The sequence below is a fragment of the Micromonospora sp. BRA006-A genome, assembly GCF_033433935.1.
Lineage (GTDB): Bacteria > Actinomycetota > Actinomycetes > Mycobacteriales > Micromonosporaceae > Micromonospora > Micromonospora aurantiaca.
Genome location: NZ_JANCLW010000001.1, coordinates 4,148,484 through 4,174,996, shown reverse-complemented (window position 1 = coordinate 4,174,996; position 26,513 = coordinate 4,148,484). Strand labels below are relative to the sequence as shown.

The following is a 26,513-nucleotide window of genomic DNA, read 5'->3' as shown; positions in this document are numbered from 1 at the left end:
TGCGAGAGCGTCGGACGGCGTTGCAGAATGAGTCCGTCCGGAGGTGTCGGGGGATCTGCGTCCGGAGACGAACTTAAGGATCGTAAAGGTCGCTTGGGAGTGATTCTGTGATCTCTCGTTTGTGGTCGTAGCGGGATCAAATCCGACATACGGCTACGGGGGGGTGGCGTCCAGCCAGGCCCTACACCTGATCAACGCGAGCGGTGGAATGGGTCGTGCATGCGACCGTTTTCCGCCTTGCCATGCATTTCGCCCGGTGGGTGAATGAATGGGCATGGCGCTTCGGGATGTCTGACCGAATTGCGCGCCGACGCAATCGCCTGCGTCGGTAATCGCTTGTCGCCTGCCGGTTTCCAGTCGAGGAGAATTCGAATTGCGCCAGCTAGAGAACTGTGTCCAGGTTGATTACTCTCCGTCGTTCTCCCAGCACCGCATGTGGTTCCTCGACCGGTTGGCCGGTGGTCGCGACACCGCGTACGTCACCACTCCGATGTGGCGGGTACACGGCCGGCTCGACCGGGAACGGTTCCAGACGGCGGTGGACACGGTGGTCGACCGGCACGACGCGCTGCGCGCCCGTTTCGTGGAACGCGACGGCATGCCCCGCGTCGTCCTGCCACCGTCGGCCGGCACCCCCGTCGACTGGCGCGCCGCCACCTCGGCCGCCGAGGTGGCCCGGGCGGCCGAAGCCGAGGCGGAGCGGCCGTTCGACCTGGCGACCGGACCGCTGCTGCGGGTCGTCGTCTGGACGCTCACCGACACCGAGCACGTGGTCCTGGCGGCGACGCACCACATCGCCTCCGACGGCTGGTCGGTCGGCCTGCTGGCCCGCGAGCTGGCCGCCGCGTACGCCGGCGAGCCCCTGCCCGACCTGCCCGTCCGGTACGTCGACTACGCCGAGCGGCAGCGCCGCGAGCTCGACGGCGACCGGCTCCGCGCCGACCTGGACTACTGGCGTGACCGGCTCGCCGGCCTGCCCGCGCTGACCCTGCCCACCGACCGGCCCGCCCCGGAGCGACCCTCGCACGCGGCGGCGACCACCGAGTTCGTCCTCGGCCCGGAACTGGTGGCCGGCCTGCACCGCGTCGGCCGGGAACACGGCGCCACGCTCTACATGACGCTGCTGGCCGCGTTCCAGGTGCTGCTGGGCCGGTGGAGCGGGCAGGACGACTTCGGCATCGGCTCCCCGGTGGCCGGCCGGGACCGGCCCGAGGTGGAGAACCTCATCGGCCTGTTCGTCAACACGGTGGTCACGCGCGCCGACCTGAGCGGCGACCCGACGTTCGCCGAGCTGCTCGGCCGGGTCCGCGACGACGCCCTCGACGCGCTCGACCACCAGGAGGTCCCGTACGAGCGGGTGGTCCGCGAGTTGCGGCCCGAGCGGCCGGACACCGACTCGCTGATCGACGCCTGGTTCGCGATGCAGAACGTGCCGGGCGACGGCCCCTCGGCCGGACCGCTGCGCTTCACCGACTTCGAGACCGACCGCCCCAAGGCGCTGTTCGCGGTGTCGCTGTTCGCCCAGCCGCGCGGCGACGAACTCGCCATGACGCTGGTCTACCGGACGGATCTGTTCGATGCGGTGTCGATCGGTCGGTTGGTGGGTCGGTGTCGGGAGTTGTTGGTGGCGGTGGTGGCTGATCCGGGTGTGCGGGTCGGTGGGTTGGGGTTGCCGTCGGGGGAGCGGGGTGTGTTGCGGCGTTTCGGTGCGCCGGAGGTGGTGGGCCGGGTGGTGGATCCGGTGGTGGGGTTCGAGGAGCGGGTGCGGCGTGGTGTGGGTGCGGTGGCGGTGGTTGCTGCTGGTGGGGTGGTGTCGTACGGGGAGTTGAACGCGCGGGCTAATCGGGTGGCGTGGTGGTTGCGGGGTCGTGGTGTGGGTCCGGAGTCGCTTGTGGGTGTGCGGTTGCCGCGTGGGGTGGACATGTTGGTGGCGGTGCTGGGTGTGTTGAAGGCGGGTGGGGCGTATGTGCCGATCGACCCGTCCTGGCCGGCCGCACGTGTCGACGTCGTCCGCGCGGACGCCGGGCTCGAACTCCTGCTCGACGGCGAGCTGCCGGACGGTGGCCGGGACGACGACCCCGGTGTGCCGGTCGCGGACGGGCAGTTGGCGTACGTCATCTACACGTCGGGGTCGACCGGCCGGCCCAAGGGCGTCGGGGTGTCGCGGGCGGCGATGGCCGCGCACGTGTCCCGGATGCGACGCCGCTTCGGGCTCGGCCCGGCCGACCGGGTGCTCCAGTTCGCCGCACTGGCCTTCGACGCCTCGATCGACCAGATCTTCCCCGCACTGAGCTGCGGCGCGGCGCTGGTGCTGCCGGAGCACGGCCTGGTCGCCCCGGCCACCCTGCTGCCGCTGCTGGCCCGGCACGGCGTGACGCTTGCCAACCTGCCGCCGGCGTACTTCGGCGAGCTGGTCGCCGAGCTGACCGAACGGGACGGCGAGGTGCCGCGCGACCTGCGGCTGATGGTGCTCGGCGGAGACCGTGTCCGCCCCGGCGACGTGGACCGCTTCGCGTCCCGGTGCCCCGACGTGGCAGTGCTCAACGCGTACGGCCCGACCGAGACCACAGTCACCACGACGGTCGCCGACCTTCCGCTGGGCCTCACCGGTGCGCCGCCGATCGGCCGGGCGGTGGGGGACCGGGCGTTGTACGTGCTGGACGGTTCGCTGGCCGAGGTGCCGGTGGGTGCGGTGGGCGAGTTGTTCGTCGGTGGCACGCAGTTGGCGCGGGGTTATCTGGGCCGGCCGGGTGCGACGGCGGAGCGGTTCGTGCCGGACCCGTTCGGTGGTGAGCCGGGTGGCCGGCTGTACCGGACCGGGGATCTGGTGCGGTGGCGGGCGGACGGGCAGTTGGAGTTCCGGGGCCGGGCCGACGGCCAGGTGAAGGTGCGTGGGTTCCGGGTCGAGGTGGGCGAGGTCGAGGCCCGTCTGCGGGAACACCCGGGCGTACGCGACGCGGTCGTCATCGCCTGGCAGGACCGCCTCGTCGCCTACCTGGCCTCGCACGGCGTGACCGCCGACGAGGTACGGCGGCGGCTGGGCGAGCGGCTGCCCGAGTTCATGGTGCCGGCGGTGGTGATCGTCCTCGACGAGCTGCCGCGCACCGTCGGCGGCAAGGTCGACCGGGACCGGCTGCCGGACCCGGAGGGCCACCGTCCGGACGTGAGCGTGGGCTTCGAGGGCCCGCGTAACCCGACCGAGGAGGCGATCGCGGACGTCTGGCGGCAGGTGCTGCGGGTCGACCGGATCGGCATCCACGACGACTTCTTCGACCTGGGCGGCCACTCCCTGCTCGCCACCCTCGCGGTGGCCCGCCTGGTGAAGGCGCTCGACCGTCCCGTCGACGTGCGGACCTTCTTCGCCCACCCGACCATCGCCGAGTTCGCCGCCGCGCTGCCCGCGTCCACCGCCGGGGCCGCGCCTGCGATCACCCGGCTGCGGCGCAGCGGCGACTTCCCGCTCTCGTTCGCGCAGGAGCGGATGTGGTTCCTGCACCGGCTGGAGCCCGACGCGCCCGACTACATGGCGGCGCTGGCATGGCGGGTGGACGGACCGCTGCACCGGGACCGGCTCGACCGGGCGCTGCGGCAGCTCGTCGACCGGCACGAGTCGCTGCGGACCACCTTCCCGGTGGTCGACACACAGCCGGTGCAGCGGGTCGCCGCCATCGGCGACGTGACCGCCGACTGGTACGACACCCGATCCGCCGCCGACCCGTACACCGAGGCGGTGACGCAGGCCGAGCGGGAGCTGCACCGCCCGTTCGACCTGGCGTCCGGCCCGTTGTTCCGGGCCCTGGTCTGGCAGCTCGGGCCGGAGGACCACCTGCTCGTGCTGGCCATGCACCACATCGTCTCCGACGGCTGGTCGATGGGCGTGCTGGTACGCGAACTGGGCGCCGCCTACGCCGGGGAGTCGCTGCCGGAACTGCCGGTGCAGTACGCCGACTACGCCGGCTGGCAGCGCCGGGAACTCACCGGCGAGCGCCTCGACACCGAACTGGCCCACTGGCGCGAGCGGCTGGCCGGCCTGCCCGCGCTGGAACTGCCCACCGACCGGCCCCGGCCGGCCCGCCCGTCCTGGGCCGGCGCGACCCACGAGTTCACCCTGGATCCCGAACTGGTGGCCGCGCTGGAACGGATCGGCCGTGCGCACGGCGCCACGCTCTACATGACGCTGCTGGCCGCCTTCCAGGCGGTGCTGGCCCGCTGGACCGGGCAGGACGACTTCGGCGTCGGGGTGCCGGTGGCCGGACGTACCCGGCCCGAGGTGGAGAACGTCATCGGCTTCTTCGTCAACACAGTGGTGATGCGCGCCGACCTGAGCGGCGACCCGACGTTCACCGAGCTGCTCGGCCGGGTCCGGGACCGGGCGCTGGACGCCTACCAGTACCAGGAACTCCCCTTCGAGCGGGTGGTGGAGGAGCTGCGCCCCGACCGGGAGGCCGGCCGGTCCCCGCTGTTCCAGGCCATGTTCGACCTGGAGGTGCGCTCGATCGCCGCGCCCCGGCTCGGCGCCGCCCGGCTGCGTCCCGCCGAGATCCCGTTCGACGTCACCAAGTTCGACCTGATGGTCACCTTCACCACCGACCCCGGCGCGGCCGGCGGCTTCGTGCAGTACCGGACGGATCTGTTCGATGCGGTGTCGATCGGTCGGTTGGTGGGTCGGTGTCGGGAGTTGTTGGTGGCGGTGGTGGCTGATCCGGGTGTGCGGGTCGGTGGGTTGGGGTTGCCGTCGGGGGAGCGGGGTGTGTTGCGGCGTTTCGGTGCGCCGGAGGTGGTGGGCCGGGTGGTGGATCCGGTGGTGGGGTTCGAGGAGCGGGTGCGGCGTGGTGTGGGTGCGGTGGCGGTGGTTGCTGCTGGTGGGGTGGTGTCGTACGGGGAGTTGAACGCGCGGGCCAATCGGGTGGCGTGGTGGTTGCGGGGTCGTGGTGTGGGTCCGGAGTCGCTTGTGGGTGTGCGGTTGCCGCGTGGGGTGGACATGTTGGTGGCGGTGCTGGGTGTGCTGAAGGCGGGTGGCGCGTATGTGCCGATCGACCCGTCCTGGCCGGCGCAGCGGCGGGAACTGCTGACCTCCGACCTCGGCGTGAGCGTGGTGCTGGACGGCGACTTGCCCGATGGTGGCCGGGACGACGACCCGGGTGTGCCGGTGGACGGCGGCCAGCTGGCGTATGTGATCTACACGTCGGGCTCGACCGGCCGGCCCAAGGGCGTCGGGGTGTCGCGGGCGGCGATGGCCGCGCACGTGTCCCGGATGCGACGCCGCTTCGGGCTCGGCCCGGCCGACCGGGTGCTCCAGTTCGCCGCCCTGGCCTTCGACGCCTCCGTCGAGCAGATCTTCCCCGCACTGAGCTGCGGGGCGGCGCTGGTGCTGCCCGAGCACGGCCTGGTCGCCCCGGCCCAGCTCGTCGCCGACGTGGAACGCCACCGGGTGACGGTGATGGAGGTCGTCCCCGGCTACCTCACCGAGCTGATCGCCGAGGTCACCGCCGACGGCACCTCCGCACCCACCTGGAGCCCGGCCGCGCTGCGCCTGCTGGTGCTCGGCGGGGACGAGGTACGCCCGGCCGACCTGGCCTGGTGGCGGCGGCACCACCCGGACGTCGCGGTGGTCAACACGTACGGCCCGACCGAGACCACGATCAGCGCCACCGTCTACGACGTGCCGTCCGCAGTGGACGGCGCGGTGCCGATCGGCCGGGCGGTGGGGGACCGGGCGTTGTACGTGCTGGACGGCTCGCTGGCCGAGGTGCCGGTGGGTGCGGTGGGTGAGCTGTTCGTCGGTGGTACGCAGTTGGCGCGGGGTTATCTGGGCCGGCCGGGTGCGACGGCGGAGCGGTTCGTGCCGGACCCGCTCGGTGGTGAGCCGGGTGGCCGGTTGTATCGCACCGGGGACCTGGTGCGGTGGCGGGCGGACGGGCAGTTGGAGTTCCGGGGCCGGGCCGACGGCCAGGTGAAGGTGCGTGGGTTCCGGGTCGAGGTGGGCGAGGTCGAGGCCCGTCTGCGGGAACACCCGGGCGTACGCGACGCGGTCGTCATCGCCTGGCAGGACCGCCTCGTCGCCTACCTGGCCGGCGACGCGGTCTCAGTCGACGACCTGCGCGACCGGCTGAGCGAGCGGCTGCCCGGGTTCATGGTGCCGGCGGTGGTGATCGTCCTCGACGAGCTGCCGCGCACCGTCGGCGGCAAGGTCGACCGGGACCGGCTCCCCGACCCGGCCGGCTACCGGGCCGCGCCCGGCGCCGGCACCGAACCGCCGCGTACGCCCACCGAGGAGGCGATCGCGGACGTCTGGCGGCAGGTGCTGCGCGTCGACCGGATCGGCATCCACGACGACTTCTTCCACCTGGGCGGCCACTCCCTGCTCGCCACCCGGGTCGCCATCCGGCTGCGCGCGGTCTTCGGCTGCGAGGTGGCCGTCCGCACCCTCTTCGAACAGCCCACCGTGGCGCGACTCGCGGTGGCAGTCGAGGACCGGTTGATGGCCGAGATCGCCGCGATGAGCGACGAGGACGTCGAGCAGGCACTGAAGGAGCAGCAGGCATGAGCACCATCCACGGCTTGGTCGAGGCGCAGGTCCGGCGTACCCCGGACGCGGTGGCCCTGGAGTTCGAGGGCGCGGAGCTGACCTACCGCGAGCTGGACCGGCGGGCGAACCGGCTCGCCCACGCCCTGCGCCGCCGCGGCGCCGGGCCCGAGACGGTCGTCGCCGTCGGCGCCCAGCGGTCCCTGGACCTGCTGGTCGTCCTGCTCGGCGTCCTCAAGAGCGGCGCGGCGTACCTGCCGCTGGACCTGGAACTGCCCACCGACCGGCTGACCTACATGGCCGGTCAGGCCGGCGCGGTGGCAGTGGTCCGCGGCCCCGGCATGGACGTCGACCTGGGCCTGCCCGGCCTGCCGGAACTGACTGTCGCCGACACGGCCGACGAGTCCGCCGAGCCGTGCGACGTCGCCGTCGACGAGCGCAACGCCTGCTACGTCATGTACACCTCCGGCTCGACCGGGCGGCCCAAGGGCGTCGTCGTCGAGCACCGGGGCGTGGTCAACCGGCTGCGCTGGGGCCAGCACGAGTACGGCATGACCTCCGACGAGCGGGTGCTCCAGAAGACCCCGTACGCCTTCGACGTGTCCGTGCACGAGCTGTTCTGGCCCCTGACCGTCGGCGCGCGGCTGATCCTCGCCCGGCCCGGCGGGCACCGGGACACCCGGTACCTGGTGGAGATCATCCGCAGCCGGGAGATCACCAGCGTGCACTTCATCCCGACCATGCTGGCGCTGTTCGCCGGCGAACCCGGCGTCGCCGGATGCCACAGCCTGCGCCGCATCCTCGCCAGCGGCGAGGCACTCCCCACCGACCTGCAGAACCGGGTGCTGCGCGTCCTTCCCGACGTCGAGCTGCACAACCTGTACGGTCCGACCGAGGCATCCATCGAGGTCAGCGCCTGGGCCTGCCGGCCGGAGTGGACCGGGGCGAGCGTGCCGATCGGCGCTGCCGTCGACAACACCCAGCTGCACGTCCTCGACTCCGAGCTGCGTCCCGTGACCGGTGACGACCCCGGAGAGCTGTACCTCGCCGGTGTACAGCTCGCACGCGGCTACGTCGGCCGGCCGGGCCTGACCGCCGAGCGGTTCCTGCCCGACCCGTACGGCGAGCCGGGCGGGCGGATGTACCGCAGCGGCGACCTGGCCGGCTGGCACCGCCCCGGCGTGGTCGACTACCTCGGCCGGGTCGACGAGCAGGTCAAGCTCGCCGGCAACCGGGTCGAGCTGGGCGAGATCCAGGCGGTGCTCGACGACCAGCCCGGCGTACGCGCCTCGGTGGTGGTGGCCACCGGCGAGGCCGCCGAGAAGCGTCTCGTCGCCTACGTCGTCGGGGACCGTCTCGACGTCGGCGAGCTGCGGGACCGGCTGGCCGGACGGCTGCCCGGCTACATGGTGCCGTCGACGTTCGTGCCGCTGGCCGAGCTGCCGCTGACCCCGAGCGGCAAGCTGGACCGCAAGGCGCTGCCCGCCCCGGACCGCCCGGAGATGGCCGTGGCGTACCGGGCCCCGGAGAACCCGGTCCAGGAACGCCTCGCCAAGGTCTGGACCGACGTCTTCGGCGTCGCCCGGGTCGGCGTCGACGACACGTTCTTCGCCCTCGGCGGGCACTCCCTGCTGGCCGTACGGCTGATCGCCCGCCTGCGCGAGGAACTGGGCGTGGAGGTGTCGCTGCGCGACCTGTTCGAAGGACTGACCGTGTCCGGCCTGGCCGAGACCGTCGCGGACGCGCCCGCCACCGACCCTGCGCCGGCACTGGTCGCCGGCGGCGACGACGCCCCGGCCGTGGCGTCGTTCGGCCAGGAGCGGCTGCTGTTCCTGCACCGCATCCACCCGGACAGCCCCAGCTACGTCATCCCGGTCGCCTGGCGGGTCGACGGGCACCTCGACGAGGACACGCTGCGCCGGGCCCTGCACCGGCTCGCCGCCCGGCACGACGCGCTGCGTACCCGCTTCACCGGCGACACCCCGGTGGTGGACCCGGAGCCCACCGTCGCGCTGACCCGGCTCGACGCCGCCGCCTGGACCGACGAGGCGGCCGCCGCGCTGATCCGCGAGCCGTTCGACCTGGCGGCCGGGCCGCTGTGGCGCGCCACGCTGGTCCGCCTGCCCGGGCACGACGTGCTGCTGCTCGTGCTGCACCACCTGGTCGCCGACGGCTGGTCGCTCGGCGTCGTCGCGCGCGAGCTGGCCGAGTCGTACGCCGGCGCGACGCCGCCCGCGCCGCCGGTGCGCTACGCCGACTTCGCCCGCTGGCAGCGCGCCGACCTCAGCCCGGACCGCGTCGCCGCCGAACTGGACTGGTGGCGCGACACGCTCGACGGCGTACCCGCGCTGGAACTGCCCACCGACCGGCCCCGCCCGGCGGTGCTCGGCGCGGACGGCGCCACCCACCGTTTCGCGTTGCCGCACGACGCGCTGCCCCGGCTCGCCGCGCTGGCCCGGGAGCAGCGGACCACTGTGCACACGGTCCTGCTGGCCGCGTTCCAGGCGCTGCTCGGACGGTGGAGCGGCCAGCACGACTTCGCCGTCGGCACCCCGGTCGCCGGCCGGACCCGCGGCGAGCTGGAGAACGTCGTCGGCTTCTTCGTCAACACGCTCGCGGTCCGCGCCGACCTGACCGGCGACCCCACCCTGGCCGAGCTGGTCGGGCGGGTCCGCGCGGCCACCCTGGGCGCCTACGACCACCAGGACGTGCCGTTCGAGCAGGTGGTCGCGCAGCTGCGGCCCGAGCGGGATCTCAGCCGCACCCCGGTCTACCAGACCATGTTCGCGCTGCGGGACACCGCGGTGACCGCGCTGCGGCTGCCCGGGCGGACCGTGACCGAGCTGCCGCTGGGCTGGCGCACCGCCAAGTTCGACCTCACCCTCTTCGTCGACCAGGCGCCCGACGGCACCCTGACCGGCCTGTTCGAGTACGCCACCGACCTGTTCACCCCGGCCACCGTGGACCGGCTCGCCGGCGCGTACGCCCGGCTGCTCGACGCGCTGGCCGACGACCCCGGCACCCGGCTCGGCGACTGGCCGGCCGTCGACCCGGCCGAGTGGGACGCGCTGCGCGCGGCGGGCACCGCCGCCACACCGGAGCTGCCCGCCCGGCCGCTGCACCACCTCGTCGCCGACCGGGTCGCCACCGGCGGCGACCGTCCCGCGGTGGTCGACGGCCCGGTCGTGTGGACGTACGCCGAACTGGACCGGCAGGCGAACCGGCTGGCCCACCACCTGATCGCCCTCGGCGTGGGCCCGGAGACCGTGGTGGCGGTCAGCCTTCCCCGCGGCGCCGGCCTGGTCCGCGCGCAGCTCGCCGTGCTCCGGACCGGCGGCGCCTACCTGCCGCTGGACGCCGACCAGCCGGCCGACCGGAGCCGGCACATGATCGCCGACACCGGCGCCACGGTGCTGGTCACCGCCGACGGGCACCACGACGGCGCGGGCCTGGACTGCCGCGTCGTGGACCTGGTCCGCGACGCCGCCGAGGTGGACCGGCGGCCGGCGACCGACCCGGCGATCCCGGTCGACCCGGAGCAGCTCGGCTACGTCGTCTACACCTCCGGCTCCACCGGCCGCCCCAAGGGCATCGGGATCACCCACCGCGGTCTGGTCCGCACCGTCCACGACGGCGGGTACCTGACCCTCGGGCCGGACGACCGGGTCGCCTTCGCCGCCAACCCGGTCTTCGACGCGGCCACCTTCGAGGTGTGGGCCACCCTGGTCGCCGGGGCGACGCTCGTGGTCACCCCGCCCGACGTGGCGCTGTCCGCCGCCGCCCTGGCCGCGCACCTGGCGCGGCACCGGGTCACCACGCTGTTCCTCACCACCGCGTTGTTCCACCAGGTCGCCCGGGAACGCCCGGACGTCCTGGGCGGCCTGCGGCACGTGCTGTTCGGCGGGGAGGCCGCCGACCCGGCCGCCGTGGACGGCCTGCTCGCCCACGGCGGCCCCGGCCGGCTGCTGCACATGTACGGCCCGGCCGAGTCCACCACCTTCGGCACCTGGCACCCGGTCACCGCGCCGGCCGGCGCGGGCAGCGTCCCGATCGGCCGGCCGATGCACCACACCACCGCGTACGTGGTGGACCCGGCGCTGCGGCCCGTCCCGGTCGGGGTGGTCGGTGAGCTGCTGCTCGGCGGCGCCGGGCTGGCCCGCGGGTACGTCGGCGCGCCCGCCCGCACCGCCGAGCGGTTCCTGCCGGACCCCTTCGGAGCGCCCGGTGGCCGGGTCTACCGCACCGGTGACCTGGTGCGCTGGACCGCCGACGGGGTGCTGGAGTTCGTCGGCCGGGCCGACGGCCAGGTGAAGGTCCGCGGGTTCCGGGTCGAGCCCGGCGAGATCGAGACGGCGGTCCGCCGTCACCCGGCGGTCCGGGACGCGGTGGTGCTCGCCCGCCCCGACCGGGCCGGCGTGCTCAGCCTGGTCGCGTACGTCGCCGCCGACCCGGCGGAACTGGGCGACCTGCGGGCCCACCTCGGACGGACGCTGCCGGCGTACCTGGTGCCGGCCGCCGTGGTGGTCCTCGACGAGCTGCCGCTGACCCGCAACGGCAAGGTCGACCGGGCCGCCCTGCCCGAGCCGTCGTACGCCGCCGGCGCGGGCCGCCGCGAGCCGGCCACGGAACTGGAACGGCACCTCGCGGAGATCTTCACCGAGGTGCTCGGCGTCGCCGACCCGGGCATGGACGACGACTTCTTCGCCCTCGGCGGGCACTCGCTGCTGGCGATCAAGGTGGTCGGCGCGGTCGCCGCCCGCACCGGCCGGGAACTCACCTTCCGGGACCTGTTCACCGCCCGCAGCATCGCCGGGCTGGCCCGCCTGCTCGACGACGCCGAGCCGGTCGTCACCCCGATCGGCAGGGGCACCGGAACCACCGGGCTGCCCGTCTCCTTCGGGCAGGAACGGCTGGTCTTCCTCGACCGGCTGGAGGGCGCCGGCCCGGCGTACACGATCCCGCTGGCCTGGCGGCTGACCGGACCGCTGGACGCCGACCGGCTGGCCGCCGCGCTCGACGTGCTCGTCGACCGGCACGAGTCGCTGCGTACCCGGTTCACGCTCGCCGACGGCGTGGTCCGCCAGGACGTGCTGCCCGGCTGGGACGGCCTGGACCGGCGCGTCGCCGCCACCGAGGCCGAGGCGGCGGACGCGCTGGCCCGGGAGGCCCGGCGGCCGTTCGCGCTGACCACCGGGCCGCTGTTCCGGGCCGTGCTGTGGCGTGCCGGTGACGTCCACCTGCTGCTGCTCGCCATGCACCACGCCGTCTCCGACGGCTGGTCGGCGGCGGTGCTGGTGCGGGAGCTGGAGGCCGGGTACGACGGGGCCGCCGTGCCCCGGCCGCCGGTCCGCTACGCCGACTTCGCCGCCTGGCAGCGGCAGCGGCTCGCCGGGGACCGGCTGCGCGGGGAACTGGCCCACTGGCGGCAGCGGCTGGCCGGCCTGCCGACGCTGGAGCTGCCCACCGACCGGCCCCGGCCGGCGGTGCGCGACGGCGCCGGCGCGAGCGTCGGCTTCCACGTCGAGCCGGACACCGTGGCCGCGCTGGAACGGCTCGGCGCCGCGCACGGCGCGACGCTGTTCATGACGCTGCTCGCCGCCTACCAGGTGCTGCTGGGCCGCTGGAGCGGCCAGAACGACTTCGCTGTCGGCACGCCGGTGGCGGGGCGGGACCGGCCCGAGGTCCGCGACGTGGTCGGGTTCTTCCTCAACACGCTCGTGCTGCGGGCGGACCTGACCGGCCGCCCCACCTTCACCGAACTGCTCGGCCGGGTCCGCGACGACGCACTCGCCGCGTACGAGCACCAGGAACTGCCGTTCGGGCGGCTGGTCGAGGAGCTGAGCCCGGACCGGGACCTGAGCCGTTCGCCGCTGTTCCAGGCGCTGTTCAGCTACAACGACTGGACGCTGGACACGCTGCGGCTCGGATCCGCCGACGGCGCCGCCCACCCGGTCGACCGGGGCGCGGCGAAGCTCGACCTGACCCTGGAGCTGGTGCGCGGCCCGGACGGGCTGACCGGCTCGCTGGACTACACCACGGACATCTTCGACGCCGACACGATCCGGCGGATGGCCGGGGCGTACCAGCGGGTGCTGCGGGCCGTGGCCGCCGAACCGGCGGCCGGGATCTGCGACCTGCCGCTGGCCGACCCGGTCGCGCCGGCCGCGGTGACCCGGCCGGCCGCGCCGTTCCGGTCGCTGACCGACCGCATCGCCGACCAGGTACGCGCCACCCCGGACGCCACCGCGCTGGTCGGCCCCGGCGGCGAGCTGACCTACGCGGAGCTGGACCGGCGCGCCGGCCAGCTGGCCCACCATCTGCGCATGCGGGGCGTCGGCCCGGAGGACCGGGTCGGCCTGCGGCTGCCCCGCGGCGTCGACACGGTGGTCGCCGTACTCGGCGTCTGGAAGGCCGGGGCGGCGTTCGTCGGACTCGACCCGGACCTGCCGCCGCGCCGCCTGGCGCAGCTCGCCGACGACGCCGGGGTACGGCTGGTGCTCGACCCGGAGACGCTGGCCCGGAGCCGGACCGACGTCCTGCCGGCCGACCCGCCCGCCGTCGCCGCCGACCCCGCCCGGCTCGCCTACCTGGTCTACACCTCCGGATCCACCGGACGACCCAAGGGCGTGCTGGCCGAGCACGGCGCGGTCACCGCGTACCTCGACACCGTCCTGGCCCACTACCGGCTGGGCGCCGGCGACGTCGTCCTGCAACGGGCCTCGCCCGCCTTCGACGCGTTCCTGCGCGACTGCGTCGGCCCGCTCACGGTCGGCGCGACGGTCCTGATCGCCGAACGCTCCGACCTGTCCACGATCGCCACCGACCTGCCCGGCCGGCCCGCGCCGACCGCGCTGCTGAGCATGGTCCCGTCGCTGCTGCACCAGCTCCTCGACGCCGGTGACGTCGCCGCGGCGACGCTGCCCGCGCTGCGGCTGCTGGTGCTCAGCGGCGAGCCGTGCACCCCGGAGCTGCTCGCCAAGGTGCACACCGCGCTGCCCGCGCTGCGCCGGGTCGTCAACCAGTACGGCCCCACCGAGGCCACCGTCACCACCACTGTCGCCGACCTCGACCCGGGGACGCCCCACGAGTCGGTCAGCATCGGCGTGCCGATGCCCGGCACGTACGTGCGGGTGCTCGACGAGGCGCTGCGCCCCGTGCCGGTGGGCGTCTTCGGCGAGGTGCACATCGGCGGCACCGGGGTCAGCCGCGGCTACCGCAACCGGCCCGGCCTCACCGCGGCGGCGTACCTGCCGGACCCGGCGGGACCGCCCGGCGCGCGGATGTACCGCACCGGCGACGCGGCCCGCCTGCTGACGGACGGGACGCTGGAGTTCCGGGGCCGGCTGGACCGGCAGGTCAAGGTACGCGGCGTCCGGGTCGAACCGGCCGAGGTGGAGGCCGCCCTGGCCGCTCACCCCGGGGTCGGCGCGGCGGCCGTGGTGGCCCGCGCGGACGGACCGGACGGCTGGCGGCTCGCCGGCTACGCCCAGCGGATCCCGGGCGCCGGCGTCACCGAGGCGGACCTGCGCCGCCACCTGGAGGACCGCCTGCCGTACGCGATGATCCCGGCCGAGCTGCTGGTCCTCGACGCCCTGCCGCTGCTCGGAAACGGCAAGGTCGACCGGGCGGCGCTGCCGGAGATCCGGGCCGGGCGGCCCGCCGTGGACCGGGTGGCCCCGCGCACCGACACCGAGCGGGTCATCGCCGAGATCTGGGCCGAGCTGCTGGACCGGCCCGACGTCGGCGTCGAGGACGACTTCTTCGCCCTCGGCGGCCACTCGCTCACCGCCCTGCGCGTCATCTCCCGGCTGCGCGACCGGCTGGCCGCCCCGTTGACCCTGCGCGCCTTCTTCGAAGCCCGCACCATCGCCCGGCTCGCCCGGAAACTGGAGGAGACCCGATGACCGCCCTCACCCCCGCCCAGCACGAGCTGCTCCGCCGGCGGCTCGCCGGAGCGGCCCCCGCGACCGCCCCGGCCGGGATCACCCGGGGCAGCGGCACCCGTGACCTGCCGGTCTCCTTCGGACAGGAACGCCTGGTCTTCCTCGACCGGCTCGACGGCGCCGGCGCGGCGTACACCATCCCGGTCGCGTGGCGGCTCACCGGGCCGCTGGACCGGGAGCGGCTCGACGCGGCGTTCGCGGCTCTGGTCCGGCGGCACGAGTCGCTGCGCACCCGGTTCACCGTCGTCGACGGCGTGGTCCGCCAGGACATCCTGGACGGCTGGGCGGGCGTCGACTGGCGGGTCGCCACCGACGCCACCGAGGTCGCCGTCGCGGCCCGGGCGGCGGCGGGGGAGCCGTTCGACCTGGAGACCGGCCCGCTGTTCCGGGTCACCGGGTGGCGGCTCACGCCCACCGACCACGTGGTGCTGCTGACCCTGCACCACATCGTCGCCGACGGCTGGTCGATGGGCGTGCTGGTCCGCGACCTGGAGGCGTTCTACACCGGCGACCCGTCGCCCGAGCCGCCGGTGCGGTACGCCGACTACGCGGCCTGGCAGCGCCGCACCGCCACCGAGCAGCGGGTGGAGCGGGATCTCGCGTACTGGGCCGACCGGCTGGCCGGGCTGCCGCCGCTGGCGCTGCCCACCGACGGCGACCGCCCGGCCGGACGCTCCACCGCCGGGGCCACCTGCGACTTCACCGTCGGGCCGGAGCTGGTGACCGCGCTGGAGCAGCTCGCCAAGGAGCGCGGCGCCACCCTGTACATGGTCCTGCTGGCGGCGTTCGAGGTGCTGCTGTCCCGGCTCTGCGGGCAGGTCGACTTCGGTGTCGGCACCCCGGTCGCCGGCCGGACCCGGCCGGAGGTCGAACAGGTAGTCGGTTTCTTCGTGAACACGCTCGTGCTGCGAGCCGACCTGGCCGGGAACCCGTCCTTCGGCGACCTGCTCGACCGGGTCCGCGCCGACGCCCTCGGCGCGTACGACCACCAGGAGACGCCGTTCGAGCGGGTCGTCGACCGGGTCGGCGCGGACCGCAGCCTCGACCGCACACCCCTGTTCCAGGCCATGTTCAGCCTCGACGACGACGCCGACGACCGCCCGGTACGCCTCGGCGCGGTCACCGGCGCGCGGTTCGACCTGGACCTCGACGCGGTCAAGTTCGACCTCATGCTGCAGACCGCGCGCCGCCCCGGCGGGCTGGCCGCCGCCTTCTTCCACCGGGCGGACCTGTGGCGCCCGGAGACCACGCGGCGCTGGGCGGGGCAGTACCTGCGGCTGCTGGAACAGGCGGTCGCCCACCCGGACACCCCGCTGGCCGAGCTGGACCTGCTGCCCGCCGACGAGCGCCGCCGGATCGCCGGCTGGACCGCCCCGGTCCGCGAGTACCCCTCGACGGACCTGCTGCACGAGCGGTTCGCCCGCCACGTGGCCGCCGACCCGCACCGGGTCGCGGTGGTGGCGGGGAAGCAGCGGGTCGACTACGCCGGCCTGAACGCGCGGGCGAACCAGCTCGCGCACCGGCTGCGCGCGGCCGGCGTCGGGCCGGAGACGACTGTGGCGCTCTGCGTGCGCCGCGACGCCGACCTGGCCGTCGGCATCCTCGGCATCCTCAAGGCCGGCGGGACGTACGTGCCGCTGGACCCGGAGCACCCGCGGGACCGGCTCGCGTACGTGGTCGCCGACGCGGGCGTACGGCTGGCCGTGGTCTCACCGGAACTCGCCGACCGGGTGCCGGTGGCGCCGGCCGGGGTGCTGCGCCTGGACACGCTCGACGGTGAGCCGACGACGGATCCGGAGCCGGTCACCGACGCCGACCACCTCGCGTACGTCATCTACACCTCCGGCTCCACCGGCCGGCCCAAGGGCGTGGGTGTCGCGCACCGGCAGGTGGTCCGCCTCCTCGACTCCTGCGTGGACGCGCTGGACCTGCCGCCGGGCGGGGTGTGGAGCCTGTTCCACTCGTACGCCTTCGACTTCTCCGTCTGGGAGCTGTGGGGCGCGCTGACCCGGGGCGGCACCGTCGTGCTCGTCGACCGGGACACCGCCCGCGACCCGGAGCGCTTCGCCGGCCTGCTGGCGCGGGAACGCGTGACCATGCTCAGCCAGACCCCGGGCGCGTTCCGCAACCTGCGCGCGGCGCTCGGCGACCGGCCGCTGGCCGGCCTCGGCGTGCGGCACGTGGTGCTGGGCGGCGAGAAGCTCGACCTGCCCGAACTGGACGGCTGGCTGGACGGCCCGGGCGCCGGGGTGCGGCTGGTGAACATGTACGGCATCACCGAGACCACAGTGCACGTCACCCACCGCCTGGTCACCGCCGCGGACCTGACCGGCGACGCCGTCTCCCCGATCGGGCGGGCGCTCGGCGACCTGACCGTGCACGTGCTGGACCGGCACCTGCGGCCGGTTCCGATCGGGGCCACCGGCGAGATGTACGTCGGCGGCGCCGGACTGGCCCGCGGCTACCTGGGCCGGCCGGGGCTGACCGCGGAGCGGTTCGTGCCGGACCCGTTCTCCACCGTCCCGGGGGCGCGGCTCTACCGCACCGGCGACCGGGCCCGCCACCTGCCCGGCGGCGAACTGGAGTACCGGGGACGCGCCGACGACCAGGTGAAGATCCGGGGGCACCGGATCGAGCTGGGCGAGGTCGAGGCCGCGCTGCTGCGTCATTCCGCCGTCGCGCAGGCCGCCGTGGTGGCCCGGGGCGCCCGCAGCGGCGAGCACCGGCTGCACGCGTACCTGGTGGTCGGCGCCGGGCTGACCGGTGAGGAACTGCGGCGCTGGCTGCGCGACCGGCTGCCCGAGGCGATGGTGCCCGCCACGTTCACCGTGCTGCCGGCGCTGCCGCTGACCGCGAACGGCAAGGTGGACCGGCGGGCGCTACCCGACGCCGACGGCCCGGCGCTGGACGCCACCCGCGAGCACGTCCCGCCGGCCACCCCCACCGAGCGGGCGCTGGCCGAGGTGTGGTGCGCCGCCCTCGGCGTGGACCGCATCGGCGTCACCGACCGCTTCTTCGACCTCGGCGGGGACTCGATCCTCGCGCTGCGGGTGGTGGGGCTCGCCGAGCGGCGCGGTCTCACCGTGGCGCTGCGCGACGTGTTCGCCCACCAGGCGCTCGGCGAGCTGGCCCGGGCCGTCGACGCCGCCGCCGGCGGCGACTCCGCCACGGCCGGGCCGGTGGAGCCGTTCGCGATGGTCGCGCCGGCCGACCGGGACCGGCTGCCCGCCGGCCTGACCGACGCGTACCCGCTGACCCGGATGCAGCAGGGCATGCTCTACGAGCTGCTCGCCGACGCCGGCAAGGGCGCGTACCACAACGTGACCAGCTTCCGGGTGCAGGAGCCGGCCGGGTTCGACGCCGCCGCCATGCAGGCCGCGGCGGACGCGGTGGCCGACCGGTACGAGATCCTGCGCACCGGCTTCGACTGGAGCTCCTACGAGGAGCCGCTGCAACTGGTGCACGAGCGGGCCGCGTTGCCGGTCGGGGTGGACGACCTGCGCGGCCTGACCGGGGCGGAGCAGGCCCGGCGGGTCCGGGAGTACCTGCACGCCGAGTCGGTGCGCTGGTTCGAACTGGCCGAGCCGCCGCTGATCCGGCTGCACGTGCACGTGCTGAACGACGCCGAGTACCGGCTCACCATCACCGACTGCCACGCCGTCCTGGACGGCTGGAGCCTGACCTCGCTCATCGCCGAGCTGGTCGACCGGCACCGCCGCGCGGTCACCGGTGTGGGCCCGGAGCCGGCGGCCGGTCCGGTGCCGCGGTTCGCCGAGTACGTGGCGCTGGAACGCGCCGCGGTGGACGACCCGGCGGCCCGGGCGTTCTGGGACGACATGGTGGAGCGGTTCCCGCCGGTACGGGTACCCCGCTCGGTCGGCGCGGCACCCGCCGACAAGTCGACGTGCGAGGTGGTACGCGACTACGCGCACCTGCGCGACGGCATCGACGCGCTGGCCGCCCGCGCCGGGGTGCCCCGCAAGACGGTCCTGTTCACCGCCTACTACCACCTGATGGGCCAGCTCGCCGACGGCGAGGCGTACTCGACCGGCTTCGCCACGAACGGGCGGCCCGAGCGGGCCGGCGCGGAGGGCATGCGCGGCCTGTTCCTCAACGTGGTGCCCTTCGGCGTCCGGTCGTCCGCGACGACCTGGCTCGGGCTGCTCCGGGACGTGTTCGCCGCCGAACGGGATCTGCTGCCGCACCGCCGGTTCCCGCTCGCCGAGGTGCAGCGTGGCCGGTGGGCCGGTGAGGTGCTCGTCGACACCGCCTTCAACTACGTGCACTTCCACGCGCTGGGCAGCGAGCACAAGCAGGAGATCGAGGAGATCGCCCGGACCAACTTCGGGCTGATGGTCACCACCGGCCCGCAGGGCGTGTCCGTCGAGGCCGACGCCGGGCGGATGTCGCCGGGGGAGGTGGAGCGGCTCGCCGACGCGTACTGCGCGCTGCTGGCCGCGATGGTCGCCGACCCGCAGGCGGCGCCGGGCGTACCGGCCGCAGGCGACGCGACCCGGACCCCGGCGGCGGCCGCCGCGGCGGACCCGCGCAGCGTGGTCGACGTGCTGGCCGCCCGGGTCGCCGCCGGGCCGGAGCGGGTCGCGCTGGCCCTCGACGGGACGACGCTGAGCTACGCCGAGCTGGACGCGCGGGCCAACCGCGTCGCGCACCACCTGCGGCGGCACGGCGCCGGTCCGGAGCGGATCGTCGGGCTCTGCGCGGTACGGTCGGTGGATCTGATCGTCGGCATGCTCGGCATCCTCAAGTCCGGCGCGGCGTACCTGCCGCTGGACCCGCGCGACCCGCGTGCCCGCCTGGAGCTGCTCGCGGCGGACGCCGGGGTGGACCTGGTGCTGGCGCAGCCGGCCTGGCGGCACCAGGTGCCGGCCGGGGCCGCCACGGTGGTCACGCTGGCCGAGGAGACGTTCGCCGGCGAGCCGGCCGGGCCGCCGGCACCGGGGCCGGACGCCGACAACGTGGCCTGCGTGCTCTACACCTCCGGTTCCACCGGACGGCCCAAGGGCATCGCGGTGACCCACCGGGCGATCGTGGACTCGTTGCTGGGGCAGGACTTCGCCCACCTCGGCCCGGACGAGACGGTGCTGCACCTGAGCAGCGTCAACTGGGACGCGGCGCTGTTCGAGATCTTCGGCCCGCTGCTGCACGGCGGCACCTGTGCGCTCTATCCGGCGCAACCGCTCACCCCGGACGGCATCGTGGCCGCGATCCGCCGGCACGGCGTGACCACCGCGTTCCTCACCACCACCCTGTTCAACCTGGCGGTGGAGCAGGTGCCGGCGGAGCTGGGGGAGCTGCGGCAGATCGTCTTCGGCGGGGAGGCGGCGTCCGCGCCGCACTGCCGGGATCTGGCCGCGCGCTGGCCGCACCTGCGCCTGGTGAACGGGTACGGCCCGGTCGAGACGATCTTCATCGTCACCGCGCACCAGGTCCGTGACCTGCCGGCGGACGCGGTCAGCGTGCCGATCGGCCGGCCGCTGGCCCGGACCACGGTGCTGGTGCTCGACGACGCGCTGCGCCCGGTGCCGGTCGGCGTGGCCGGCGAGATCTACCTGGGCGGCGACGCGCTGGCGCGCGGCTACCTCGGGCAGCCGGCGCTGACCGCCGGCCGGTTCGTGCCGGACCCGGCCGGTGGCGGGCGGCGCCTCTACCGCACCGGCGACCGGGGACGCCTGCGGGCCGACGGCACGCTGGACTTCGGCGGGCGGGTCGACGGACAGGTCAAGATCCGGGGCCGGCGCATCGAGCTCGGCGAGATCGAGGCGGCGCTGTCCGCGCGCCCCGACGTGGCGGTGGCGGCGGTGGCCGCCCGCGCCGACGAGCCCGGCGACGCCCGGCTCGTCGCGTACCTGGTGCCCGTCGCCGGGCTGGACCTGCCCGACGCCGACGTGCTGCGCCGCTGGCTGCGTGAGCGGCTGCCGGCCTACCTGGTGCCGTCCGCGTTCGTCGCGCTGGACGCGCTGCCGGTGACCGCCAACGGCAAGCTCGACCGGGCCGCGCTGCCGGAGCCGACGGCGGTGCCGCAACGCCCGTACGTGGAGCCGCGCACCGAGGTCGAGGCGACGCTGGCGAAGCTGTGGGCGGAGACGCTGCGGCTGGACCGGGTCGGCGTGCACGACGACTTCTTCGACCTCGGCGGGCATTCGCTGGCCATCGTGCGGCTCGCCGCCCGCGCCTGCGACCTGGGCCTGCCGGTCGGGGTGGCGGACCTGGTCGAGCACCCGACCGTCGCGGCGCTGGCCACCGCGATCGCCGCCCGCGACCGCGGCCCGGAAGGAGCGGCGGTACGGCACGAGGGCGGCGTGGTGGTGACCCTGCGCGACGGTGACCCCGGCCTGCGTCCGCTGTGGTGCGTGCACCCCAGCGGCGGCAGCGTCGCCTGGTACCTGCCGCTGGCGCAGGCGCTGCCCGCCGGCCGGCCGGTGCGCGGCCTCCAGGCCCGGGGCATCGACGGCGGCGTCGACGCCGACACGATGACCGGCCTGGCCGACGACTACCTGCGTGAGCTGCGCGCGCACCAGCCGCACGGCCCGTACGCGCTGCTCGGCTGGTCGATGGGCGCCAACATCGCCCAGGAGATGGCGATCCGGCTGACCGCCGCCGGCGAGCGGGTGGACGTCCTGCTGCTGCTCGAACCGGCGGTGCCGGACGAGACCGGCATGTTCGCCGTCACCGAGGCGCTGGACCTGCTCGACCGGGCGGTCGCCATGCGCGCGGCGATCCGGGAGCTGACACCGGGCACCCCGGCCCGGCTCAGCCAGGAGCGTGAGCTGGTGGCCACGCTGCTGGCGGCCGGCGTCGACGAGTCCGAGGCGGAGCTGGGCGCCGACTGGCCGGTGGCGATGTGGACGGCGCTGCTGCGCGCCGCCGCCGGCTACCGCCCGCAGCCCTACCGCGGGCCGGCGCACCTGCTGGTCACCGCCGAGGCGGCCACCGCCGGACCGGGCCGTCCCTCGGTGGTCGCCGGGGAGAACGGGTCCGCCTACGAGCGGCGCTGCCGGGAGATGTTCCCGGACGCGCTCACCGTCCACCACCTGCCCGGCACCCACCGGAGCATGGTCACCGAACCGGGCGTGGCGGCCGTCGCCGCCCTCGCCGCCGAGCTGCTGGAGCGTACGGCATGAGCACCGCGATCCTGACCGACCGTTACCTGCTGGACGACGACCTCGTCGCCGACCCGTACCCGTACCTGGCCGCGCTGCGGGCCGCCGAACCGGTGCACTGGAGCCCGGTGCACCGGGCCTGGCTGGTCACCGGGTACGAGCCCGCGGCGGCCTGCTACACGATGCCGGAGATCTCCGCGGACCGGATCAGCCCGATGCTGGCCCAGACGCCGCTGGAGCTGCTCAGCCCCGAGGCGGCCCGGGCGTTCTCCATCATGGCGGGCTGGATGGTCTTCGTGGACCCGCCCGAGCATCGCCGGCTGCGCAGCGTCTTCCGCGGCGCGTTCGGGGCCCGGCAGGTGCGGCGCAACCGCCCGATGGTGCAGGAGGCGGTGAGCCGGCTGGCCGCCCGGGCCGGCGGCGGCGAGGGCACCATCGACCTGGTGACCGACTTCGCCCGCCCGCTCCCGGCGACCGTCGCCGCGGCCTGGATGGGCGTACCGGCCGAGGACACCGCGATGTTCCAGCGCTGGGCGATCGAGGTGGGCGACCTGGCCCTCGGCTCGGTGCAGTCGCCGGAGGAGCACGAGCGCTCGCAGCAGGCGCTGCTGGACCTGTTCGACTATCTGCGGGTGCTGGTGCGGGCCCGGCGGGCCGCGCCCCGCGAGGACCTGATCAGCGCGGCGCTCGCCAACGGCCTGGTGGGCGAGTCGGTGAGCGAGGACGAGTTCGTCGCCATGCTCACCCACGTGGCGTTCGCCGGTGGCGAGACCACCAGCAACCTGATCGCGGTCGGCACCTGGAACCTGCTGCGCCACCCCGGCCAGCTCGCCCTGCTGCGGGCCGAACCGGAGCTGGCCGCGGTGGCGGTGGAGGAACTGCTGCGCTTCGACGGGCCGTCCAAGATGTCCATCCGGCACGTCAAGGACGACGTCGAGCTGGCCGGGCGGCGGCTGCGCGCCGGCCAGCGGCTCTACGTGGTCACCGCCGGGGCGAACCGGGATCCGGCCCGCTTCGACCGCCCGGACGAGCTGGACCTGCGCCGGCACCCGAACCCGCACCTGGGTTTCGGGCAGGGCGGGCACTTCTGCCTGGGCGCCCCGCTGGCCCGGCTGGTCGCCGGCGCCGCGCTGACCGACCTGCTGGCCGCGGCGCCCGGCCTGGCGCTCGCCGGCACCGAGGTGCGGTGGCAGCCGTCGCTGCTCAACCGCAGCCTCGCCGCGCTGCCGGTCCGGCTCTGACACCCGCGGGCCACCCGGGCCCGCGCCGCACACCCCCCGGCCGCCCGGCCGGGATCCGTCCCAACCGAGGAACCGAACGAGAAGGAGAACGGCGATGGCCGTCGACGACGATGACCGCACCTACCGCGTCGTGATGAACCACGAGGAGCAGTACTCGATCTGGTTCGCCGACCGCGAGCTGCCGGCGGGCTGGATCGCCACCGGCTTCGAGGGCAACCGCGCGGACTGCCTCGCCCACATCGACGAGGTGTGGACCGACATGCGTCCGAAGAGCCTGCGCGAGCGGATGGCCGGCGCGCAGGGCTGAACCGCCCACCGGCCGGGGCGGGTCCGCACGGATCCGCCCCGGCCCGGCCGCCGGCCGGCGGCCACCCCTGTCCCATCCCGCTGACAACGAGGCGACGGTGATGAAGGTCTACTCCCACGAACGTCTGGCGCGGCTCGCCGGCGCGCGTGGCATGCCCGAGGAATACCTGCACGACCTGCGGGTCGTCTCCTCGGTGCTGCCGTTCAAGGTCAATCAGTACGTCGTGGACGAGCTCATCGACTGGTCCGCCGTCCCGGACGACCCCATCTTCCGGCTCACGTTCCCGCACCGGGACATGCTGCCGCCGGAGATCTTCGACCACCTGTCGGCGCTGCACCTGTCCGCCGCCGAGCCGGGTGTGATCCGCAAGGCGGCCCGCGACGCCCACGCCCGGCTCAACCCGAACCCGGGCGCCCAGCTCGAGGCGAACGTGCCGGCGCACCGGGGACGCCGGCTGCTCGGCCTGCAGCACAAGTACGCCGAGACGGTGCTGGTCTTCCCGTCCCAGGGGCAGACCTGTCACTCCTACTGCGGCTACTGCTTCCGCTGGGCGCAGTTCGTCGGCAACGCCGAGATCCGGCAGGCCGCCTCGGACGTCGGCGACGTGGTCGCGTACCTGGAGGACAGCCGGGGCGTCACCGACGTCCTGTTCACCGGCGGCGATCCGATGATCATGAGCGCGGCGGTGCTGGAGCGCTGGGTGTCGCCCCTGCTGGACCCGGCCCTCGACCACATCCGCACGCTGCGCTTCGGCACCAAGGCGCTGTCGTACTGGCCGGCCCGGTTCACCACCGACCCGGACGCCGACGACCTGCTGCGCCTCTTCGAGCGGATCACCGCCGCCGGCCGGCACGTCGCGGTGATGGCCCACTTCTCCCACCCCCGGGAACTGGCCACCGACGAGGTCCGCCGGGCCATCGCCCGGATCCGGGCCACCGGCGCGGTGATCCGGGCACAGGCGCCGCTGATCGCGCACGTCAACGACCGGGCGGAGGACTGGGCCACGATGTGGCAGCGCCTGGTGGAACTGGGCGTGATCCCGTACTACATGTTCGTGGAACGCGACACCGGCGCCCGCAGCTACTTCAGCCTGCCGCTCACCCGCGCCTGGCAGATCTACACCGACGCCGTCCGGTCGGTGTCCGGCCTGGCGCGGACCGCCCGGGGGCCGGTCATGTCGGCCGCCCCGGGCAAGGTGCTCGTGGACGGCGTCGTGCGCGTCGGCGGGACCGAGATGTTCAGCCTGCGTATGCTCCAGGCCCGCGACGCGGCCCACGTCGGCCGGCAGTTCTTCGCCCGGCACGACCCGGCGGCCGAGTGGTTCGACGACCTGCGTCCCGCCTCCGGCTCGTGGTGGCCGGCATGACCGCCGCCGCCGAACCGACCCTGACCGCGACCGACGAGGACAAGATGCCGACCCTCACCGATCCGCCGGTGACCGGGCCGGACCGCCCGGTCAGCCTCTGGCGCAACCGCGACTTCAACCTGCTCTGGATCAGCCAGTGCCTGTCCGACCTGGGCGCGGCGATGTCGAACCTGGCGATGCCGCTGCTGGTGCTCTTCCTCACCGGCTCGGCCGCGCAGGCCGGTCTGGTCGGCAGCCTGGGGCTGCTCACCACGCTGGCCTGCCGGCTGCCGGCCGGCGTCGTGGCCGACCGGTTCTCCCGCCGTACGCTGCTCGTGGTCTGCGACGTGGTCCGGCTGGTCGCGTACCTGGGGCTGGCCGGCGCGGTGCTCGCCGGGGTGGCCGGCCTGCCGATGATCATCGTGGTCACCGTGGTGGGCGCCGCCGCCAACGCGGTCTTCGGCACCGCGGAACACGCAGCGGTCCGCAACCTGGTGCCCGCCGAGCAGCTCACCACCGCCGTCGCGCGCAACGAGGCCCGCTCCTACGGAACCCAGCTCGCCGGGCCGCCGCTGGGTGGCCTGCTCTACGGGCTCGGCCGGTCCCTGCCGTTCGTCGGCAACGCCGTTTCCTATCTGCTCTCGCTGCTGGCGGTGCTGCTCATCCGCCGGCCGATGGAGCAGCCCCGCACCGAGCAGGCGCCGCAGTCCGGCGGCGCCGCGATGGCCGAGGGCATCCGGTTCGTGCTGGCCAACCCTTTCCTGCGCGCGCTGCTGGTGATCGCGGCGCCGCTGAACATGGCCTTCACCGGCATGATCTTCACGATCGTCGTGGCCCTGGAGCGGGCCGGCACCGCCTCGGTGGTGGTCGGCCTGGCCAGCACGATCTTCGGCATGGGCGGGTTCCTCGGCGCGCTGGCCGCGCCGGCGGTCCAGCGCTGGCTGCGGCTGCCGACCCTGGTGATCGTGCTGTGCTGGGCCACCACCGCCCTGATGGCGGCGAGCGCCCTGGTGCCGTCGAGCGTGCTCGCCGCGGTGCCGCTGGCGGCGGCGGTGTTCCTCGCGCCGACCGCCAACGCGGTCCTCTTCGGCTACCAGGCGGCGATCACGCCGGACCGGTTGCAGGGCCGGGTGGTCAGCGTCATCTTCCTGGCCGCCACCTCGGCCGCCGCCCTCGCCCCGGGACTGGCCGGGCTGCTGCTGGCCCGGTTCCCGGTGGCCGTGACCATGCTGGTCTTCGCCGGGCTCGTCGCGGTCTCGGCGGTGACCGCGACGCTGAGCAGCGGAATCCGGGCGATGAACATGCAGGAGTCGCCGTAACCACACGGGCGCCGGTGGCCGGCGGCCCGCCGGGAGGCAGGATGGCCTCGGGCCGGCCGTCGGCCGGACGGAGGTGGGGACGGCGTGATCGAGGGTTGGCACGGCTGGTTCGGCACGATCAACGGGGTCGTGCTGCTCACGGTGGCCGCGTCGCCGGCGGCCGCGCTGGCGGTGTGGGCGCTGGCGCGCCGGCGTGGCGGTGGCGGCCCGGCGTGGCGGCGGTCGCTGGCCGAGGTGGGCATCGTCTACGGGACCGTGCCGTGGGTCTGGATGATCATGCTGCCGGGGGAGGGCGCCGGTGTGGTCCCCGGCCGGGTGAGCCTGGTGCCGCTGCGGGATCTGCTCACCGTCCTCGCGAGCGAGCCGCTGACCGTGACGGTCCAGATCGTCGGCAACCTGCTGGTGTTCGCGGCGGTCGGGTTCCTCGCCCCGCTGCGGTTCGCGGCGCTGGCGTCGGTGCCGCGGATCCTGGTGCTCGCGGCCGGCTGCTCGGTCCTGGTCGAGATCGCGCAGTACGCCCTGCGGCTGGACCGGGTGTCCTCGGTGGACGACGTCCTGCTCAACACCGCCGGCGCCGGACTGGCCGCGCTGGCGTCGCGCCGCTGGTGGCGCGAACCGGCAGCGGTGTCACCGGTCGCGACCGGCCCGGCGCCGGTTCGCTGAGCGGGGCTGACCTCGGGCTACGCGGACGGCGCGATGGGCCGGGCCGGC

General features: G+C 74.9%; 8 protein-coding genes. All 8 read left to right on the top strand.

What is annotated here, in order from left to right; all coding sequences use genetic code 11:
- The first annotated feature begins 373 nt into the window (after positions 1–373).
- The 8 genes from NMK34_RS18935 to NMK34_RS18900 all read left to right on the top strand — a co-directional run bounded on the left by NMK34_RS18935 (position 374) and on the right by NMK34_RS18900 (position 26,465).
- Positions 374–6,547: a non-ribosomal peptide synthetase gene (locus NMK34_RS18935; RefSeq protein WP_318334562.1), complete on the top strand. Its 6,174-nt coding sequence runs from the start codon at positions 374–376 to the stop codon at positions 6,545–6,547.
- Positions 6,544–14,430 (top strand): non-ribosomal peptide synthetase, encoded by a 7,887-nt coding sequence (locus NMK34_RS18930; RefSeq protein WP_318334561.1) that lies wholly within the window; start codon positions 6,544–6,546, stop codon positions 14,428–14,430. Before NMK34_RS18935 ends, NMK34_RS18930 begins: the two co-directional genes overlap by 4 nt.
- The gene (locus NMK34_RS18925) at positions 14,427–21,611 is read left to right on the top strand and encodes a non-ribosomal peptide synthetase (protein WP_318334560.1); all 7,185 of its coding nucleotides are present in this window, start codon (positions 14,427–14,429) and stop codon (positions 21,609–21,611) included. Before NMK34_RS18930 ends, NMK34_RS18925 begins: the two co-directional genes overlap by 4 nt.
- Positions 21,608–22,831, top strand: a complete 1,224-nt coding sequence (locus NMK34_RS18920) for a cytochrome P450 (RefSeq protein ID WP_318334559.1) — start codon at positions 21,608–21,610, stop codon at positions 22,829–22,831. Before NMK34_RS18925 ends, NMK34_RS18920 begins: the two co-directional genes overlap by 4 nt.
- Positions 22,832–22,925: 94 nt before the next feature.
- Entirely contained in the window at positions 22,926–23,138 is a 213-nt protein-coding gene (locus tag NMK34_RS18915) for an MbtH family protein (protein ID WP_318334558.1), read from the top strand.
- A 100-nt stretch (positions 23,139–23,238) separates the two neighbouring features.
- Positions 23,239–24,504 carry a lysine 2,3-aminomutase gene (locus NMK34_RS18910; RefSeq protein WP_318334557.1) on the top strand — a complete coding sequence of 422 codons (1,266 nt, stop codon included), beginning with the start codon at positions 23,239–23,241 and terminating at the stop codon, positions 24,502–24,504.
- On the top strand, positions 24,501–25,802 hold the full coding sequence (locus NMK34_RS18905; RefSeq protein ID WP_318334556.1) for an MFS transporter: 1,302 nt from the start codon (positions 24,501–24,503) through the stop codon (positions 25,800–25,802). Before NMK34_RS18910 ends, NMK34_RS18905 begins: the two co-directional genes overlap by 4 nt.
- A gap of 84 nt (positions 25,803–25,886) precedes the next feature.
- Positions 25,887–26,465 (top strand): VanZ family protein, encoded by a 579-nt coding sequence (locus tag NMK34_RS18900; RefSeq protein ID WP_318334555.1) that lies wholly within the window; start codon positions 25,887–25,889, stop codon positions 26,463–26,465.
- Positions 26,466–26,513: the final 48 nt, after the last annotated feature.

Excerpts from the sequence above, each read along its gene's own strand:
- NMK34_RS18930 (WP_318334561.1), top strand. The coding sequence starts at position 6,544 with ATGAGCACCATCCACGGCTTGGTCGAGGCGCAGGTCCGGCGTACCCCG.
- NMK34_RS18925 (WP_318334560.1), top strand. The coding sequence starts at position 14,427 with ATGACCGCCCTCACCCCCGCCCAGCACGAGCTGCTCCGCCGGCGGCTC.
- NMK34_RS18920 (WP_318334559.1), top strand. The coding sequence starts at position 21,608 with ATGAGCACCGCGATCCTGACCGACCGTTACCTGCTGGACGACGACCTC.
- NMK34_RS18915 (WP_318334558.1), top strand. The coding sequence starts at position 22,926 with ATGGCCGTCGACGACGATGACCGCACCTACCGCGTCGTGATGAACCAC.
- NMK34_RS18910 (WP_318334557.1), top strand. The coding sequence starts at position 23,239 with ATGAAGGTCTACTCCCACGAACGTCTGGCGCGGCTCGCCGGCGCGCGT.
- NMK34_RS18905 (WP_318334556.1), top strand. The coding sequence starts at position 24,501 with ATGACCGCCGCCGCCGAACCGACCCTGACCGCGACCGACGAGGACAAG.